This window comes from Thermus neutrinimicus (assembly GCF_022760955.1).
GTDB classification, from domain to species: Bacteria; Deinococcota; Deinococci; order Deinococcales; family Thermaceae; genus Thermus; species Thermus neutrinimicus.
This window is the reverse complement of sequence record NZ_JAKTNU010000023.1, coordinates 1-15,581: the sequence shown is the minus strand read 5'-3', so window position 1 is coordinate 15,581 and position 15,581 is coordinate 1. Positions and strand designations below refer to the sequence as shown.

Here is a 15,581-nt window from a genome sequence, read left to right as displayed (position 1 = left end):
TCTTGGCTAAAATGCAAGCGGAGTCGGTCCCCCAGTCTCAGATGTATTGACCGATTACATAAGCTTGACACCGCCCTTTCCCCCGGCTATCATCCTAAGTGCCCGGTCGGACGCCCCCGACCCGGCAACAACCTAAGGCCCCGTGGTGTAGTTGGTTAACACACCCGCCTGTCACGTGGGAGATCGCGGGTTCGAGTCCCGTCGGGGCCGCCAGGCCGAGGTAGCTCAGTTGGTAGAGCATGCGACTGAAAATCGCAGTGTCGGCGGTTCGATTCCGCCCCTCGGCACCAGGGGAAGCCAAGCCGTCCTCGCCTGGGGGACGGCTTGGCCTTTACTCCCACCCCGGATTCCCATCTTTTGCTACACTACCCCTGAAGGGGGTGGGAACCTGCAGGTAAACCCTTTTGGATTCCGGGTGGGTATTCAAGACGGAGAATTTTCGGCACCCTAAGCATTTATTTCAGGTATTGCCGGTGAATTCGCGGGGTAAATTAAACAAGCTGTATTGGGCTGGCCGCGCCGGGCACCCCTGCCCCGCGGCTCCCTTCATTTTTTGAGGGCCATTCCCCCAAACCCGGAAGGTTCCCCCCTTGCTCCCCAGGGTACTACCCAGCTGGCCAGGGATGTGCTAAGCTGGGTAGTATAAATCTGACTCAATCCCAAAAATTGTTAGGGTGTTGGCGTTTTTCACCGTTGTGATACTTATTCTTTACCTCTTGACAGCATTGACAGATCCCCCTAAAGTGAAACACAAGCAAACGGGGCCAACCCCCCGGAGGCTTTAGGAAAAGGAGGGATGAAGATGAAGAAGCTGATCGCTAAGGTTCTGGCGCTTCTCGGCTCTCTGGTGGCTTTGGGACTGGCGGCTGGGGCTTCTGCGCACTGGAAGTAAAAACGGCCACAAGCTGGCCGTTTTTTCTTTTGGGCCCCGAAGGCGGGGCCATTGTGCTATGCTTAGGCCAGTATGCTCCAAAAGCTACGCCGCCTGGAACTGCCCCCACCTCGGGTGTTGGCCCTAATCTTAGCTGTCTTTGTAAGCTTCCTGTTGCTGGAAGGCTACCTCATCCTGCGCTACGGGTTCAGCCTTCCCCCACCAGGGTTCTCCTGGTTTGACCTCCTCTTCTGGGCGGTGCTCGTCTTTTGGAGCGTGCGGGTGGAAATACGCCTTCCCCTAAGCGCCAGCATGAGCCACCTCTTCCTCTTCGCCTTGGCCCTGGTGGTCCTGGCTCCTCCCTGGCTTGCTCCCTTATGGGTCTTCCTTTTCCAGCCAAGCGACAATGTGTGGTACAAGCAGCTTTTCAACCGTTCCCAGGATGCCCTGGCCACCCTGGCCGCCGCCTTGGCCTGGGGCTTCTTCCAAGCAAACCCCCTTCGCCTGGGAACCCTCGATCTGAGCCCTGGCGCGGGTATAGTCTTGGCTTCTATCACCTTTTTTCTGGTAAACACGGGTCTGGTTACCCTGATTATCCATCTGAATAACGGTACCCCCTTGCGGGAAGTCTGGCGGAAAAACTATGGGTGGTTTAACTCTAGCTACTTCCTTCTCTCCCCTCTGGCCCTCTTCCTAGCCCGGGCCTACGAAACGCCCATCATCGGCAACTGGGGAGGATGGACGATTCTCTTTTTCCTCATCCCCCTCTACTACAGCCGCTTCTACTGGGATGAGAAGGTAAGGCTGGAGCAGGCGTTTGACACCACCTTGGAAGTCCTGATGCACGCCCTGGAGGCCAAGGAGCCGCAAACCCGCATGCACTCCGAGCGGGTGGCCGACATCTCCCGGGACCTGGCCCTACGGGTGTACCAGGACGAGGCCAAGGCCCAGGAGATCTACCGGGCCGCCCGGCTTCACGACATCGGCAAGATCGGCATCCCCGAAGCCCTTCTCCTCAAGCCGGGCAAGCTGACGCCGGAGGAGTACCAGGTTGTGCAAAGCCACACCACCGAAGGAGTCAAACTCCTGAAGCCTGCCGAAAAGGTAGCCTTCGGCCCCGTGATCTACAACGTCATCCTGCACCACCACGAGCGCTGGGACGGGCGCGGCTACCCCAAGGGGCTTGCCGGTCAGGAAACCCCCGAGGAGGCCCGCATCGTGGGCCTGGCCGATGCCTACGAGGCCATGACCGCAGGCCGCCCCTATCGTCCTGCAAAAACTCCGGAGGAGGCCCTAAAGGAAATCCAGGACCTTTCCGGCATCCAGTTTGACCCCAGGCTGGTTAAGGTCTTCACCCAGCTCTGGCACGAAAATCCCTTGTGGCGCGACCGCAAGGCCTACCTGGAAGCAAAGGGGGGATCGGTATCACGCTCTACCTTGCCGCAGCTCTATTCGGAATCGGCCTCGCCCTCGCCCTCGGAGCCAGACCCAAGGACCTCGGGGGAATAGAGCTAAGGGCGCCCTGGGCCTTCCTCCTGGCCGCCTTGGCGGAAGGAGGCCTGGCCTACGGCAGCTACCGGGGCCTCTTCCAGCCGGAATGGGCTGGGCCCTTAGCCAAAGCTCTGGTCCTTCTCCTGGTGGGGTATGGGCTCTACCAGAACCGGCACCTGAAAAGCCTCTACCTGGTGCTCTTCGGCCTTTTCCTCAACACCCTGGTCATCTTCGCCAACGGCGGCCATATGCCGGTGAGCCTGGAAACCCTTAAGAAGGCCGGGATAGAGGGGTGGGAGGAGCTCTTAAGAACCAGGGCCGACGCGGTCCACACCCTCCTGGACGAGTCCACCCGCCTCCCCTTCCTGGGGGATGTCATCGCCCTACCTCCCTTGCGCAAGGCGGTAAGCCCCGGGGACCTCTTCATCCTGGCGGGGATCGCCGGGGTGGTGGTGGAAGGGACCCTAAGGGCAGGCGGAAGGCGGCTTCCCTCACGCCAGGCAGCCCTGAGGGTGCTGGCCTTCCTCTTGTTGGTCTTCCTGGTCCTTGCCCTACGCTCCTAAGCCCAGGACCCCTTTGGCCCGGTGTAGTGTATATTCCCAAGGAGGGGGCTTACCCCTAAGTCCGGAGGCAACATGGCGTATCGCATCTGCTTGATTGAGGGAGACGGCATCGGCCACGAGGTGGTACCCGCCGCCAGGAAGGTCCTGGAGGCCACCGGGCTTCCCCTGGAGTTTGTGGAGGCCGAAGCGGGCTGGGAAACCTTTGAGCGAAGAGGGGTTTCCGTGCCCGAGGAAACCGTGGAGAAAATCCTCTCCTGCCAGGCCACCCTCTTCGGAGCCGCCACCAGCCCTACCCGCAAGGTACCTGGTTTTTTCGGGGCCATCCGCTACCTGCGCCGCCGGCTGGACCTTTACGCCAACGTGCGCCCCGCCAAAAGCCGCCCCATCCCGGGAAGCCGAAACGGGGTGGACCTCGTCATCGTGCGGGAGAACACCGAGGGCCTTTATGTGGAGCAGGAACGGCGCTACCTGGACGTGGCCATCGCCGATGCGGTGATCTCTAAAAAGGCCAGCGAGCGCATCGGCCGTGTGGCCTTGAAGATTGCGGAAAGCCGCCCCCGCAAAACCCTGCACATTGCCCACAAGGCCAACGTGCTTCCCGTAACCCAGGGGCTTTTCCTGGATACAGTTCGGGAAGTAGCCAAGGACTACCCCTTGGTGAACGTGCAAGACATCATCGTGGACAACTGTGCCATGCAGCTCGTCATGCGCCCCGAACGCTTTGACGTGATCGTCACCACCAATCTCCTGGGGGACATCCTCTCCGACCTCACCGCTGGCTTGGTGGGAGGGCTGGGGCTTGCGCCTTCCGCCAACATCGGGGACACCACGGCGGTCTTTGAACCCGTGCACGGCTCCGCCCCCGATATCGCTGGCCAGGGAATCGCCAACCCCACCGCGGCCATCCTCTCCGCGGCCATGATGCTGGAGTACCTGGGGGAGAAGGAAGCCGCCAAGAAGGTGGAAAGGGCTGTGGACCTGGTGCTGGAAAAAGGCCCCCGTACCCCGGACCTAGGGGGAACGGCCACCACGGAGACCTTCACCAAGGCGGTGGTGGACACGCTAAAGGCCCTCTAGGGCTTTCGCCTGGGTGCCCCTCGAGGGGAGGTCCTCGAGGGGTGTAGGTTTTCCTTAAGGGGCCCACGGCTAAAATCACTTAGGGAATGCTAGGGACCTCCTCTTCCCCATCCCAGGTAAGACCGTGTATACTGCAAGCAGGTTCGCCTATGGCTTATAGCGGCCGCACCGCCTGGTGTTAAGGAGGTAACGTGCTTTCGGGTTTTAGCAAGCTATTCCAACCCCGCGTGGAGGCGCTGGGCCTGGAGATCGGAGCCGCCCACCTGAAGCTGGTGGAACTCTCCGGAAACCCTCCCGCCCTCAGGGCCCTGGCCACCCGGCCCACACCCCCGGGAACGCTGGTGGAGGGGGTGATCGCCGAACCCCAGGCCCTGGCCCAGGAGCTCAAGGAACTCCTTGCCGAAGCCCGGACCAAAAAGCGCTACGTGGTAACCGCCGTGCCCAACCCCAGCGTGATCCTGCGCACCCTTCAGGTACCCAAGATGCCCCTAAAGGAGATGGAGGAGGCGGTGCGCTGGGAAGCGGAGCGGTACATCCCCTTTCCCATTGACGAGGTGGTCCTGGACTTCGCCCCCCTGGACCCCCTGGCCGAGGTGGCCGAGGGGGAGCAGGTGGAGGTGATGGTGGGGGCGGCCCGGCAGGAGGCGGTGGCCTCCTTGTTGGAAGCCCTGCGGGGAGCAGGCCTGACCCCCATCGTCTTGGATGTGAAACCCTTTGCCGGGCTTTATCCCCTCGAGGCCCAGCTCAGCAGCGACCCGGAAGGGGTTTCCGTGGCCGTGGAAATCGGGGCGGAAAGCACCAGCCTGGTCCTCCTCAGGGGAGACCGCCCCTTGGCGGTGCGGATCCTCACCCTCTCCGGCAAGGACTTCACCGAGGCCATTGGGAAAAGCTTCGGCCTGGACTTCCTCACCGCCGAGGAGGTGAAGCGCACCTACGGCCTCGCCACCATCCCCACCGAGGACGAGGAACTCCTTCTGGATTTCGACGCCGAGAGGGAGCGGTACAGCCCCGCCAAAATCTACGACGCCATCCGGCCCATCCTGGTGGAACTCACCCAGGAGATCCGCCGGAGCCTGGAGTTTTTTCGGGTGCAACTGGGGGACGTGCAGCCGGAGGTAGGGTACCTCTATGGCGGGGGAAGCCGGCTTAGGGGCCTGTCCACCCTGCTTACCGATACCCTGGGGGTCAACTTCACCGTCCCCGACCCCTGGCAGGGGATCCAGGTGGACCCCAAACGCTTTGACCTGGAAAAGCTAAGGGAGATGGGGCCAGAGTTCCTGGTGCCCGTGGGCCTGGCCTTACGGGGGGTGATGCCCCTTGATTAGGCTTAACCTTCTCCCGAAGAACCTGCGCCGCCGCGTGGAGCCGGGCTGGTGGCGCCTGGCGGCGGGAGCCTTCGCCCTGCTGGTGCTATCCCTGTTGGGCTTTCTCCACTACACCGCCTACACCGAACTTACCCTGGCCAAGCAGGAAAGGGATGCCCTGAAGGCAGAGGTGGAGGCCCTAAAACCCTTCATCGCCGAGCAAAACCGCTTGGTGCAGGAGAGGAAGGCCCTCGAGGCCCTCCTCGCCATCCGGGAAAGCCTTAAGAAGAACTTCGTCCCCTGGTCTGAGTACCTGGCAGCCTTTATCCGGCAGATTCCGCAGGAAGGGGGCCGGCTTCCCGTGGCCCTGCGCTCCGTGGGTACCCGGGCCATTCCCGAGGACGAGGCCAACCGGATGGCCCAGGCAGGCACCTATGACGGCAAGAAGGTGCGGGTGGAGTTCACCCTCCAGGGGGAAGCCCTGAACCAAAACGCCCTGGTAAACTTCGTACGGTCCTTTGAGGCCTCACCCCGTTTTGGCATAGAGTTCCAAGGGGCCTCCCTGGATCAGAACCGGGGGCTTTACACCTTTAGCGCCCGGGTGGGCCTGGTGGGAGGTGGGGAAAGTGCTCGCTAGGCTGGGACAGCGGGAATGGGCCCTGATCGCCATTGCCCTCACCCTGGTGGTGGCCCTCCTTTGGTACTTCCTCCTTATCACCCCCATGCGCCAGGAAACGGAAACCGTACGCCAGGAGATCAACGCCCTCATCCCCGAGCGGGATAGGGGAAGGCAGGCCCAGCGGGCCCTGCCGGAGCTCCGGGCCGCCATCGCCGAGCTGCAAGCCGAGCGCCAAGCCTTCCTAAGGGCGCTTCCCAAGGAGGAACGGCTTTCCCAGGTCCTGAACGAGATCCTAACCGAGGCCATAAGGAGCGGGGTCACGGTGCGCTCCTTCACCCGCTCCCCCACCTCGGCCCCGGTGCCGGAGGTGCGGGCGGTGAACCTGGCCCTTTCCCTCGAGGCGCCCTTCCCCGAAACCTATGCCTACCTAAGGCGCCTGGAAGGGCTTTCCCGTTTCAGCTCCCTCTCCGGGCTCAACCTCAGCGTCCAGGGCCAGGACCTAAACCCCCTCCTCTCCACCAGCCTGACCCTGACCCTCTACATGCTGGCCAAGGATCTCGGCCAGCCTGAAGGCGCTACCCAGACGCAAGCGGCTCCCCCGCCGCCAGCGGCGCAAGGAGGTGGTCGGTGAAATCCCTTCTCCCACGCCTGGCCGAAGCCTGGCGCAACCTACCCCAGTCCACCAAGCTCCTCCTGGCGGGCCTACTCCTGGTGGGCGCCGTGACCCTTTGGTACGTGGGCTTCTACCTGCCGGCCCAGGTGCCCCTGCAGGGGCAACCCACCCCCAGCCAGCCTCCGGCTCCTAGCCCGGGTGCGGAAGCCCCCAGGGCCATAGAGGCCCCACCCATCCCACCCCTTGCCGAAACCCCCTCCCAAGGCCAACCCACCAAGTCCGGCCCCGAAGCCCCTTCCTCCCAGACGCCCCCTAAGGCCCCCCAGGCCACCTCGAGTCCCCCCTTGCCCGTACCCAAGGTCCAGCAAGAAGCCCCGCTTCCAAACCCCTTTGTGCCCCTGGTGGTGGAGGCCCCAGCCTCTCCCCCCGTGCCCTCCCCTGCCCCGGCACCTAGGCCCGCGCCCGTGCCCACAGGGGCCCCCATCCGGGTAACCCAGGGAACACCCCTGCCCACCCCAAGCGTTCCCAGCCAGCCCCGTCCTCTTCCGGGAAGCCAAGGGGCCCTGCCCGCTCCCAAGGTCCTCGCCCCGGCTCTCCGGGCGGAGGCTCCCAAAGCCCAAGTGGAAGCCGTACCCGTCCTCACCCCGCCCGCTGGCCTGGTGGAGGCTCCCTTACCCAGGGCACCCCAGACCCCAAAGGAGGAAGCCAAGGCCGCACCCTCTCCAGCCCCTCCTCCCACGCCCCCCAAAACCCCCTTGCAGACCCTGGTGGAGGAAAAGGGCCTCAGGCTGGCAGGCACGCTTCTAGGCCCAGTGAGCGTGGCCATTTTGGAAAGCAAGGAAGGATACCTGGTGCTCCCCGCGGGTAGCCCCCTTCCGGGTAGCGAGGCCGTGCTCCGCCGTATAGAAAGCGACCGGGTAGTGCTGGCGCTAAAGGACGAAAGCTTGGAGATCGCCTTAGAGAACACACAGGCAGGAGGTGGTCAGTGAGAAAGGCACTTATAAAACTTGTGATACCCAGCCTTATGGCCCTGGGCATGGGGGCCCTGGCGGGAAGCCTCCCCCAGGAACCCCGCTTTGACGCCAAGGTGGATCTGAAGGTTTCCGAAAGCCAGGTGCGGGCCGGGCTTACCCTGCCCTTGGACGTGGTGTTGGAAGCCCTGGCCCGGAGCGTGGGCCTGCAGCCCCTCATCTACCGGGCCTATGACCTCACCGGTGATCCCGCCAAGGCCCAGCCTCCCTTGCCCAACATCAAGCTGGACTTCCAGGGCAAGCCCTTCCGCGAGGTCTGGGACCTCCTCTTTGCCACCTACGGCACCCAGTTCAACCTGGACTACCTCTTCCTGCCCCCGGATGTGGTGGTGGTGGCCCCCACCCAGGTGATCACCGCCTTGGTGGACGCTCCAAGCCGCACTGGGGCAGCGGAGCGCAAGCCCTACCTGGTGGCCATCCCCGAAATCGCCTACCGGCGCACGGAAACCGATGCCCAGGGGCAGGCCCGCACCCTGGTGAACATAGAGGGGGCCAAGGGCTGGGTGCAAAACGACCTCCTGCCCTTCCTCTCCCGGGAGGCGGCGGGGCTCAGCGTGAACTGGATCGTGGTGGAGGAGGGAAGCAAGCTAAAAGCCCTCCTCTCCGTCCTCGCCACCCCCGAGCAGCACCTCCGCTTCTCGGACATCCTCCAGAGGGCGGGGATTGACTTCCGCCCCCTGCCCGCCCTCACCCTGCCCAAGCCCCGGGTGGAGCGCACCTACACCCTCACCCACGCCACCTTTTCCGAGCTCAGCGCCTTCCTGCAAAACCAGGTACCCAACGCCCAGATCGCCGTGGTCCCCACCGACCCCAAGCGGGCCCTAATCACCGCCACCGAGGAGGACCACGCCCGCCTCAGCGAACTCCTCAAGGCCGCGGACGTGCCCAAACCCACCCCCGTGGTGCGCCGGGTCTATTCCTTGCAGAACCTTACCTTCCCCGAGGCCCAGGAGAGGCTGAAACCCCTTCTGGACAAGGAGCTTAAGGGGGCTCGCCTCGAGGCTGTCCCGGGGAATCCCAAGGCCCTCCTCCTGGAAGCCACCGAGGCAGACCAGGCCCTCTTCGCCGAGATCCTCAAGGCCGCAGATGTGCCTCCCCAGGTGGCCCCGCCCACCCAGGAGGCCACGGCGCGCAGGCTTTACCCCTTGCGCTTCGCTGACGCCGAAAAGGTGGCCCCCTTCCTGGCCCGGGAGGTGCCGGGGATCGTGGTGCAGACGGTTCCGGGGCAACCGGTCCTCTCCGTGCGGGGCACGGAGAAACAGCTTGCCGAGGTGGAGAACCTCCTGGCCCAGATCGACCGGGCCCCCGAGCAGGGACCGCCCGTCTTCCAGCGCTCCTACCAGCTTTCCAACGCCAAGGCCTCGGAGCTGGCCAAGGTGCTCCAGGAAGCCTTGCAGGCCCGGCAGGCGCAGGCTCCCCAGGGCCAGGCCCAGCCCCAAGCCCCCGCCCGCCAGGCCACGGTGGTGGCGGACGAGCGCACCAACACCCTGATCGTCACGGGTACCCAGGAGGATCTGGCCCTGGTGGAAGGCCTTATCCCCCGGCTGGACCAGGCGGTGCCCCAGGTGAACCTGAGGGTGCGCATCCAGGAGGTGCAGTCCAACTTCACCCGCAACCTGGGCCTCAAGTGGAACACCATCGCCGGCGGGAACGTGGCGGCCAGCATCCTGGACACGGGGCTTTCCCTCATCTTTGACAGCACCCGGAGTCTGGCGGCCTTGAACATCATCGCCACCCTCGAGGCCCTCCAGCGCCAGGGGCTTTCCCGGGCCCTGAGGGACGTTAACCAGACCGTGCTCAACAACCAGACCGCCCGCCTCCAATCGGGGGAAACCTTCCTCATCCGCCGGGTGGTGGGGGACCGGGTGGAGCGGGTGCCCTTCGATATCGGGATCATCGTGGAAGTTACCCCCCAGATCACCGCCGACGGGCAGATCCTCCTCAACATCAAGGCGGAGGTTTCCGGAAACGTCCAGCGCAACCCTGTGGACGGGGATGTGGACCGCTTCACCAAGCAGGTGGTGACCACCACCTTGAGGGTGCGGGACGGGCAGACCGTGGTCCTCGGGGGTCTCACCTCCCAGGAAAACAACCAGGTGCAGCAGGGGGTCCCCCTCCTCATGGACATTCCCCTGATCGGGGAACTCTTCAAGCAGCGCACCCAGGAAACCACCGACCGGGAGCTCCTGGTGGTCATCACCGCCGACATCCTGAAGGAAACCGCAAGCCGTTAGCATTCCCGAAGCCGGGGAAGGTGGGGCCTGGAAGGACCATCCCCGGCTTCAGCCTTCCTTGGGTAACCCCAGGCCCCTCAGGCTGAGGGGCATCGTCCGGGGGCATGATGCTGTACCCTATTGCTCTCCCCGCCTTCCAGGGTTAATCGGGGAAAAGCTCCCCTAAAATAGGCCCATGAGGTTTCTCACCGCAGGCGAGTCCCATGGCCCCGAGCTCTTGGCCATCATCGAGGGCCTACCCGCCGGTATCCCCCTCACCGAGGAGGACATCCGCCCCTGGCTGGAAAGGCGCCAGAAGGGTTACGGCCGGGGACGGCGCATGGCCATTGAGACGGACCGGGTGGAGTTCCGGGCTGGCGTTCGGGCAGGGCGCACCACGGGAGCCCCAGTGGCCCTGGCCATCAAGAACGCCGACCACCGCAACTGGGTGGAGATCATGGACCCTGCCCCAGGGAACGCACCCCGCAAAAAGGCCCTCACCGCCGCCCGCCCCGGCCACGCCGACCTCCCCGGGGGAATGAAGTACGGCCACAAGGACCTAAGGGACGTGCTGGAACGGGCCAGCGCCCGGGAGACCGCCATGCGGGTGGCAGTGGGAGCGGTGGCCCTGAAGTTCTTGAGCCTTCTTGGGGTTGAGGGGACAGGGTACGTGCCGGGTATGGCGGGGGTGTGGGCCCAGGTTCCCTTTTCCTGGGACCTGGTGCCCCGCATAGAGGAAAGCCCCTTGCGCATGACCGATCCCGAGGCCGAGGCCGAGGTGATCCGCCGCATAGACCAAGCCAAGGCGGAAGGGGACACCTTAGGCGGGGTGATCGAGGCCCGCTTCCGCGGCCTGGTGCCGGGCCTGGGAAGCCACGTGCACTGGGACCGCAAGCTGGATGGCCGCCTGGCCCAGATGGCCCTTTCCATTCCCGCGGTGAAGGGGATGGAAATCGGTCCCGCCTTCCAAAACGCCATGAAGCGGGGCTCGGAGGTCCATGACCCCATCTACTGGAGCCCGGATCGGGGCTTTTACCGTAAGACTAATCGGGCGGGGGGCCTCGAGGGGGGCATGACCACCGGGGAGGAACTCATCCTGAGGGCCGCCCTGAAACCCATCGCCACCTTGATGAAACCTCTCCCCACCGTGGACGTGGTAACCCACGAGCCCGCGGACGCCGCCAGGGAGCGCTCTGACGTCACCGCCGTGCCCGCGGCCAGCGTGATCCTTTGCGCCCTCTCCGCCATCGTCTTGGCCCAGGCTTACCTGGAGAAGTTCGGCGGGGATACCCTGGAGGAGGTACAGGAACGAGTGGACCGCTACAAGGCCCGGGTCCTCGCCTACTGAGGGCGTAGGATGGCTCCATGACCCGCCTGGAGATTCCCCGTCCCGCCACCTTCATCAGCCTCACCGGCTTCATGGGGGTGGGGAAAAGCCGCATCGGCAGGGAGCTGGCCCGCGCCCTCATGCTCCACTTCATCGACCTGGACCGCTACATAGAAAGGCGCACGGGGATCTCCATCCCCGACATCTTCCGCCACCTGGGGGAGGAAGCCTTCCGGGGGATGGAGCGCGAGGCGGTAGGGGAGCTTCTCGGCAAGGAGTACCTGGTCCTTTCCCTGGGCGGGGGCACCTTCGTGGACCCAGAAAACCGCAGGCGGCTTCTGGCCAGGGGGCCGGTGGTAGCCCTTTGGGCCAGCCCGGAAACCATCCTGGAAAGAGCCACCCGCAAACCCGGGGGAAGACCCCTTCTGCAGGTGGAAAATCCCCTGGAGAGGATAAGGACCCTCCTCGAGGCCCGCACCCCCATCTACCGGGAAGCCCACGTGCACGTCTCCACCGACAACCGCAAGGTGGAGGAGGTGGTGGAGGAGATCGTGGAGAAGCTTTGGAGCTATGCAAAGGCTAACCGTCCATAATCCCGTTTCCTATCCCATTCTGATCGGGGAAGGGGTTCTGGAGGAGCTACCCCCCCTGGAAGGCCCCCTGGCCCTCCTCTACGACCGCAAGGTGGAGGGCTTCGCCCAGAAGGTGGCCGAGCGCCTAGGGGTGGAGCACCGCTTGGGACTGGAGGGAGGAGAGGGGGCAAAAACCCTGGCCGTCTACGGCCAGGCCCTCTCCTTTCTGGCCCAAAGGGCCCTACCCCGGAACACCACCTTGCTGGTGGTGGGGGGAGGAACCCTCACCGACCTGGGGGGGTTTGTGGCCGCCACCTACCTCCGGGGAATCCCCTACCTCTCCTTCCCCACCACCACCTTGGGCGTGGTGGACGCCAGCGTGGGGGGTAAGACCGGCATCAACCTCCCTGAGGGGAAAAACCTGGTGGGGGCCTTCCACTTTCCCCAGGGGGTGTACGCGGAACTCAGGACCCTCAAAACCCTCTCCCCCTTCACCTTCAAGGAGGGTTTGGTGGAGGCCTTCAAGCACGGGATCATCTCCGGAGAGGAAGGGCTTTTAGAGGTGGAGGGCCTTACCCCGGAAAACCCCTGCCTCGAGGCCTACTTGGCCCAGGCGGTGGGGGTGAAGGTGAGGATCACCCAGCAAGACCCCACGGAAAAGGGGGAGAGGAGGCTGTTAAACCTGGGCCACACCCTGGGCCACGCCCTGGAGGCCTACACCCACCACGCCCTGCCCCACGGGGCAGCGGTGGCCTATGGCCTCCTCTACGCCGCTCTTCTGGGCAAACTCCTGGGAGGGGAGGACCTCACCCCCTTGGTCCTCCGCCTCCTGCGGTGGCTTTCTCCCCCTCCCCTCCCTCGGGTTTCCTGGGAAGACCTCCTCCCCTACCTCCTCAGGGACAAAAAGAAGGTTTCCGAAAACCTCCACTGGGTGGTTCCCCTGGGCCTGGGGCACCTCAGGGTAACGCCCCTTCCGGAAGCCACCCTGGAGGAGGCCTTCGGCCTTTGGAAGGAGGCCCTCGAGGGGTTTGCTCTTTTTGACCAAAACCCTTAGCCCAACCCGCTCCGTAAGCCTAGGGGCGAGGCCGTTCCGTCCGCATATCCCATGACGAAGCCCTGGCGAGCCTGGGTGCTGTCCTCGTAGGGTGAGTGGCCTAAAGCCCCACCCCCACTGGCCGGAGCACCCCCGCCTTGGCCTTGCCGAAGTCCAAGGGAAACTCCCCTGCCCCCGTCCTCAGGACCAGGAGGGCAAGCGGGAGGTCCTCCCCTTCCCACGCCACCCCCTCGCCGGTGGCCAGGGCTAAGGCCCGGGGGTCTTCCGGGGGCAAGGCCACTTGGGGAAGCTGGGGCCAAGGCAAGGTGGCGCCGAAGGCCAAGGCTAAGGCCTTGGCGGGACGGAAGCGTCCCTTTTGCACTAGGCCCAGGTAAAGCCCGGGGGCCGGGGCCTTGAGGCCGGCCAAGGACGGAAGCCCCTCCGGCACCAGGTAAAGGTGGCCCGAGCGCTCCCAGATGGGGCCTTCCAGATCCAAGCCCGCTTCCTCCAGGAAAGCCGCAAGGGCCTTCCGGGCCTCTTGGCTCAAGGGGGGAATGCGTTCCTTAGGCGGCGTGCCCCAGCTACCCCCCTCCTTGCGGAAGCGGGCCAGGAAGTGCCCCTCCCCCTCGAGGCGGTGAGGCCAGAGGCGGGCGGTCTTGCTGAGTTCCGGGTTGCCATCCCCCCACTCGGGCACCCCAGGGGCGAAAAGGGGATGGTAGCGGGCCTCCTCCAGCTGGAACCCCGGATGCTCCCTTAGGAAGTGGGCCACCACCCCCTCGTTTTCCTCGGGGGCAAAGGTGCAGGTGGAGTAAACCAAAACCCCCCCTGGCCCCACAAGCCTTGCCGCCTGGGAGAGAAGCCCCTTTTGCACTTGGGAAGCCCGCCTGGGGGCCCCAGGACCCCAGTGGCGGATGGCCTCCGGGTCCTTACGGAACATGCCTTCCCCGGAACACGGGGCATCCAGAAGGACCCGGTGGAAGTATGGGCCAAAGGCTTCCGCAAGGGAGCGGGGCGAAGCCTGTACCACGGCAAGCCTCCCCCCCCAGCGCTCCACGTTCTCCAAAAGGCCCCGGACCCTCCTGCCGTCCACCTCGTTGGCCAAAAGAAGCCCCCTTCCCCCCATGCGGGCCAGGAGGTGGGTGGTCTTCCCCCCGGGGGCCGCCGCCAGGTCCAAAACCCGCTCTCCAGGTTGAGGGTCCAAGAGCACCCCCACCGCCTGGGCGCTGGGCTCCTGGATGTAGTAAAGCCCGGCGTAGAAGAAGGGGTGGGGCCCAGGCCGGGCATCCTTTGGGTAGTAGAACCCTTCCGGGCACCAAGGGATGGGCCTCAGGGGCCAGGGGGCGATCCTCTTGAAGTCCTCCGGGGTTATCTTCAGGGTGTTCACCCTAAGGCCGTAGGCCCTCTCCCCTTCCGTTAGGGACCTGAGGAAAAGGGGAAACTCCTCCCCTAAAAGCTCTGCCATGCGGGAGAGGAAGGCCTTGGGCAACACCCGAGTACCCTAGCACGGACAAGGCTCCTGGCTCAAGGAGCCTTCCCGGCTAAAATGGCCTTATGGCCCCTCTGGCAAAAAGGCTTCCCCCAGGGACCCCTCTGGCCCTCGGGCGAGAGGAGCGCCTGGGGCACGAGGAGGGCCAGCTCCGGGCCAGGGCGGGGCATAGCCGGGAGCCCCACCTCCTGTTGAACCGTCTCCTCCTTCTCCCTTTCCCCTTAGCCGGGGCCAAGGGACGCCGCCTTCTGCACCAAATGGTGCGCCTAAAGGTGGCCGAGGGCGGCTCCTATCCGGACCCCATGGTGGCCTGCGGCCCAGCCCCAGAAGACCCGTACCCAGAGACCCACCCATGATCCAGGCCATCGGCACCGACTTGGTGGACATAGACCGGGTGCGAAGGCTCCTGAGCCGGCACGGGGAAAAGGCCCTGAAGAGGCTTTTCACCGAGGAGGAGCTGGGCTACGCCCTCCGCCACCAGGACCCTGCCCCAAGCCTTGCGGCTCGGATCGCCGCCAAGGAGGCCTTCCAGAAATGCTGGCCCGAGGGCCTTTCCTGGAAGGAGGTCTGGGTGGGGATGGAGGGGAGAAGGCCCGTCTTGCGCTTCGCCTCGAGGATAAGGGCCCGCCTCGAGGCGGAAAACCTTTTCGCCCACCTCTCCCTAAGCCACGAGAGGGGCCACGCCCTGGCGGTGGTGGTGCTGGAGGCTAGGGGAGCAGCCGGAGGATGAGGGCGTAGCTGTAAATCCCTCCCCTTCCCACGGCCAGGGCTCCCTGGACCATGTTCCAAAAGATCAGGGCCAGGAGAGCCAAGGCCAAGGGCACCGCCACCACGAGCCCCACCACGGTGATGGCCAGAAGGAGAAGGCCGAGGCTGTAAAGGGTGTAGCTGATCTGCCCGTTTAAGGACTCCTTGGCGTGAGCCTGGACAAAAGCGCATTTCGGGCCCCAAAGCAGGATGGCCAGGGGCAGGAGGATCTGGCCTATCAGGATGAAATACCCCACCAGGGGGGCCAGATGGGCCACCGCCGCCCAGGTGCGCTCCGCATCCGTCAGGGGAGTGGGTTGTTCCATGGGGTTAGTTTACCCGGAAGGGACCTCGAGGTTCCCCCTTGCCTAGGCCACCTCCTCCACCTCATCCCGGATGCGGATGGGTCCTTGTCTTTCCGGCCTAAGACCCACCTTGTCCTGGTAAAAGGCCCGGATGGCCTCGAAGTCGCGCCCAAGGTCCCCGGTGGGCCAGAGGTAACCCCCAATCCCCACCTCCTTTTTCCGAAAGTCCACGTAGCCCAGGGCAATGGGCACCCCCGCCTTTAGGGCCATGTAGTAAGTACCCTCCTCTTAAAATATCCCCATGCCTGCACCCATCCGAGTTCATCTGA

Annotated in this window: 15 protein-coding genes, 2 tRNA genes and 1 pseudogene; 15 read left to right on the top strand and 3 right to left on the bottom strand. The window is 64.7% G+C overall.

The window, feature by feature from the left end:
- Positions 1 to 136: 136 nt before the first annotated feature.
- The 13 genes from L0C59_RS10300 to L0C59_RS10240 all read left to right on the top strand — a co-directional run bounded on the left by L0C59_RS10300 (position 137) and on the right by L0C59_RS10240 (position 12,735).
- A tRNA-Asp gene (locus tag L0C59_RS10300) sits at positions 137 to 213 on the top strand.
- Position 214: 1 nt separating this feature from the next.
- Positions 215 to 290: transfer RNA gene (locus L0C59_RS10295), tRNA-Phe, on the top strand.
- A 674-nt stretch (positions 291 to 964) separates the two neighbouring features.
- Positions 965 to 2,380, top strand: coding sequence for an HD-GYP domain-containing protein (locus L0C59_RS10290; RefSeq protein ID WP_243091260.1), 1,416 nt, complete (start codon positions 965 to 967; stop codon positions 2,378 to 2,380).
- 35 nt (positions 2,381 to 2,415) lie between these two features.
- Entirely contained in the window at positions 2,416 to 2,925 is a 510-nt protein-coding gene (locus L0C59_RS10285; RefSeq protein WP_243091259.1) for a DUF5317 domain-containing protein, read from the top strand.
- 72 nt (positions 2,926 to 2,997) lie between these two features.
- The gene (locus tag L0C59_RS10280; RefSeq protein WP_243091258.1) at positions 2,998 to 4,002 is read left to right on the top strand and encodes a homoisocitrate dehydrogenase; all 1,005 of its coding nucleotides are present in this window, start codon (positions 2,998 to 3,000) and stop codon (positions 4,000 to 4,002) included.
- A gap of 191 nt (positions 4,003 to 4,193) precedes the next feature.
- Complete coding sequence (gene pilM, locus L0C59_RS10275; protein WP_243091257.1) at positions 4,194 to 5,327, top strand: type IV pilus assembly protein PilM; 1,134 nt, start codon at positions 4,194 to 4,196, stop codon at positions 5,325 to 5,327.
- A complete protein-coding gene (locus tag L0C59_RS10270) occupies positions 5,320 to 5,943 on the top strand; it encodes a flagellar protein FliT (RefSeq protein ID WP_243091256.1) in 624 nt (207 codons plus the stop codon). The genes pilM and L0C59_RS10270 overlap by 8 nt, the downstream gene beginning before the upstream one ends.
- Positions 5,933 to 6,556, top strand: a complete 624-nt coding sequence (locus tag L0C59_RS10265; RefSeq protein ID WP_243091255.1) for a type IV pilus inner membrane component PilO — start codon at positions 5,933 to 5,935, stop codon at positions 6,554 to 6,556. The genes L0C59_RS10270 and L0C59_RS10265 overlap by 11 nt, the downstream gene beginning before the upstream one ends.
- Complete coding sequence (locus L0C59_RS10260) at positions 6,553 to 7,527, top strand: competence protein (RefSeq protein ID WP_243091254.1); 975 nt, start codon at positions 6,553 to 6,555, stop codon at positions 7,525 to 7,527. The genes L0C59_RS10265 and L0C59_RS10260 overlap by 4 nt, the downstream gene beginning before the upstream one ends.
- Positions 7,528 to 7,562: 35 nt before the next feature.
- A complete protein-coding gene (locus L0C59_RS10255) occupies positions 7,563 to 9,803 on the top strand; it encodes a secretin N-terminal domain-containing protein (protein ID WP_279232664.1) in 2,241 nt (746 codons plus the stop codon).
- Positions 9,804 to 9,978: 175 nt separating this feature from the next.
- Complete coding sequence (gene aroC / locus L0C59_RS10250; protein WP_243091252.1) at positions 9,979 to 11,130, top strand: chorismate synthase; 1,152 nt, start codon at positions 9,979 to 9,981, stop codon at positions 11,128 to 11,130.
- 17 nt (positions 11,131 to 11,147) lie between these two features.
- Positions 11,148 to 11,702, top strand: coding sequence for a shikimate kinase (locus L0C59_RS10245; protein ID WP_243091251.1), 555 nt, complete (start codon positions 11,148 to 11,150; stop codon positions 11,700 to 11,702).
- Entirely contained in the window at positions 11,680 to 12,735 is a 1,056-nt protein-coding gene (locus L0C59_RS10240; protein ID WP_243091250.1) for a 3-dehydroquinate synthase, read from the top strand. The genes L0C59_RS10245 and L0C59_RS10240 overlap by 23 nt, the downstream gene beginning before the upstream one ends.
- A 100-nt stretch (positions 12,736 to 12,835) precedes the next feature.
- Here the strand turns inward: L0C59_RS10240 and rsmF are convergent, their stop codons facing one another.
- Positions 12,836 to 14,203, bottom strand: coding sequence for a 16S rRNA (cytosine(1407)-C(5))-methyltransferase RsmF (gene rsmF / locus L0C59_RS10235; RefSeq protein ID WP_243091249.1), 1,368 nt, complete (start codon positions 14,201 to 14,203; stop codon positions 12,836 to 12,838).
- 62 nt (positions 14,204 to 14,265) lie between these two features.
- Here rsmF and L0C59_RS10230 point away from each other — a divergent pair, with 62 nt between their 5' ends.
- Complete coding sequence (locus tag L0C59_RS10230) at positions 14,266 to 14,556, top strand: hypothetical protein (RefSeq protein WP_243091248.1); 291 nt, start codon at positions 14,266 to 14,268, stop codon at positions 14,554 to 14,556.
- Positions 14,553 to 14,930, top strand: a complete 378-nt coding sequence (acpS, locus tag L0C59_RS10225) for a holo-ACP synthase (protein WP_243091247.1) — start codon at positions 14,553 to 14,555, stop codon at positions 14,928 to 14,930. The genes L0C59_RS10230 and acpS overlap by 4 nt, the downstream gene beginning before the upstream one ends.
- Here the strand turns inward: acpS and L0C59_RS10220 are convergent.
- A complete protein-coding gene (locus L0C59_RS10220) occupies positions 14,908 to 15,273 on the bottom strand; it encodes a DUF4870 domain-containing protein (protein WP_243091246.1) in 366 nt (121 codons plus the stop codon). The two genes, acpS and L0C59_RS10220, sit on opposite strands and share 23 nt — an antisense overlap.
- 42 nt (positions 15,274 to 15,315) lie before the next feature.
- A pseudogene (locus tag L0C59_RS10215) lies at positions 15,316 to 15,534 on the bottom strand (glycerol acyltransferase); the annotation flags it as partial.
- Positions 15,535 to 15,581: the final 47 nt, after the last annotated feature.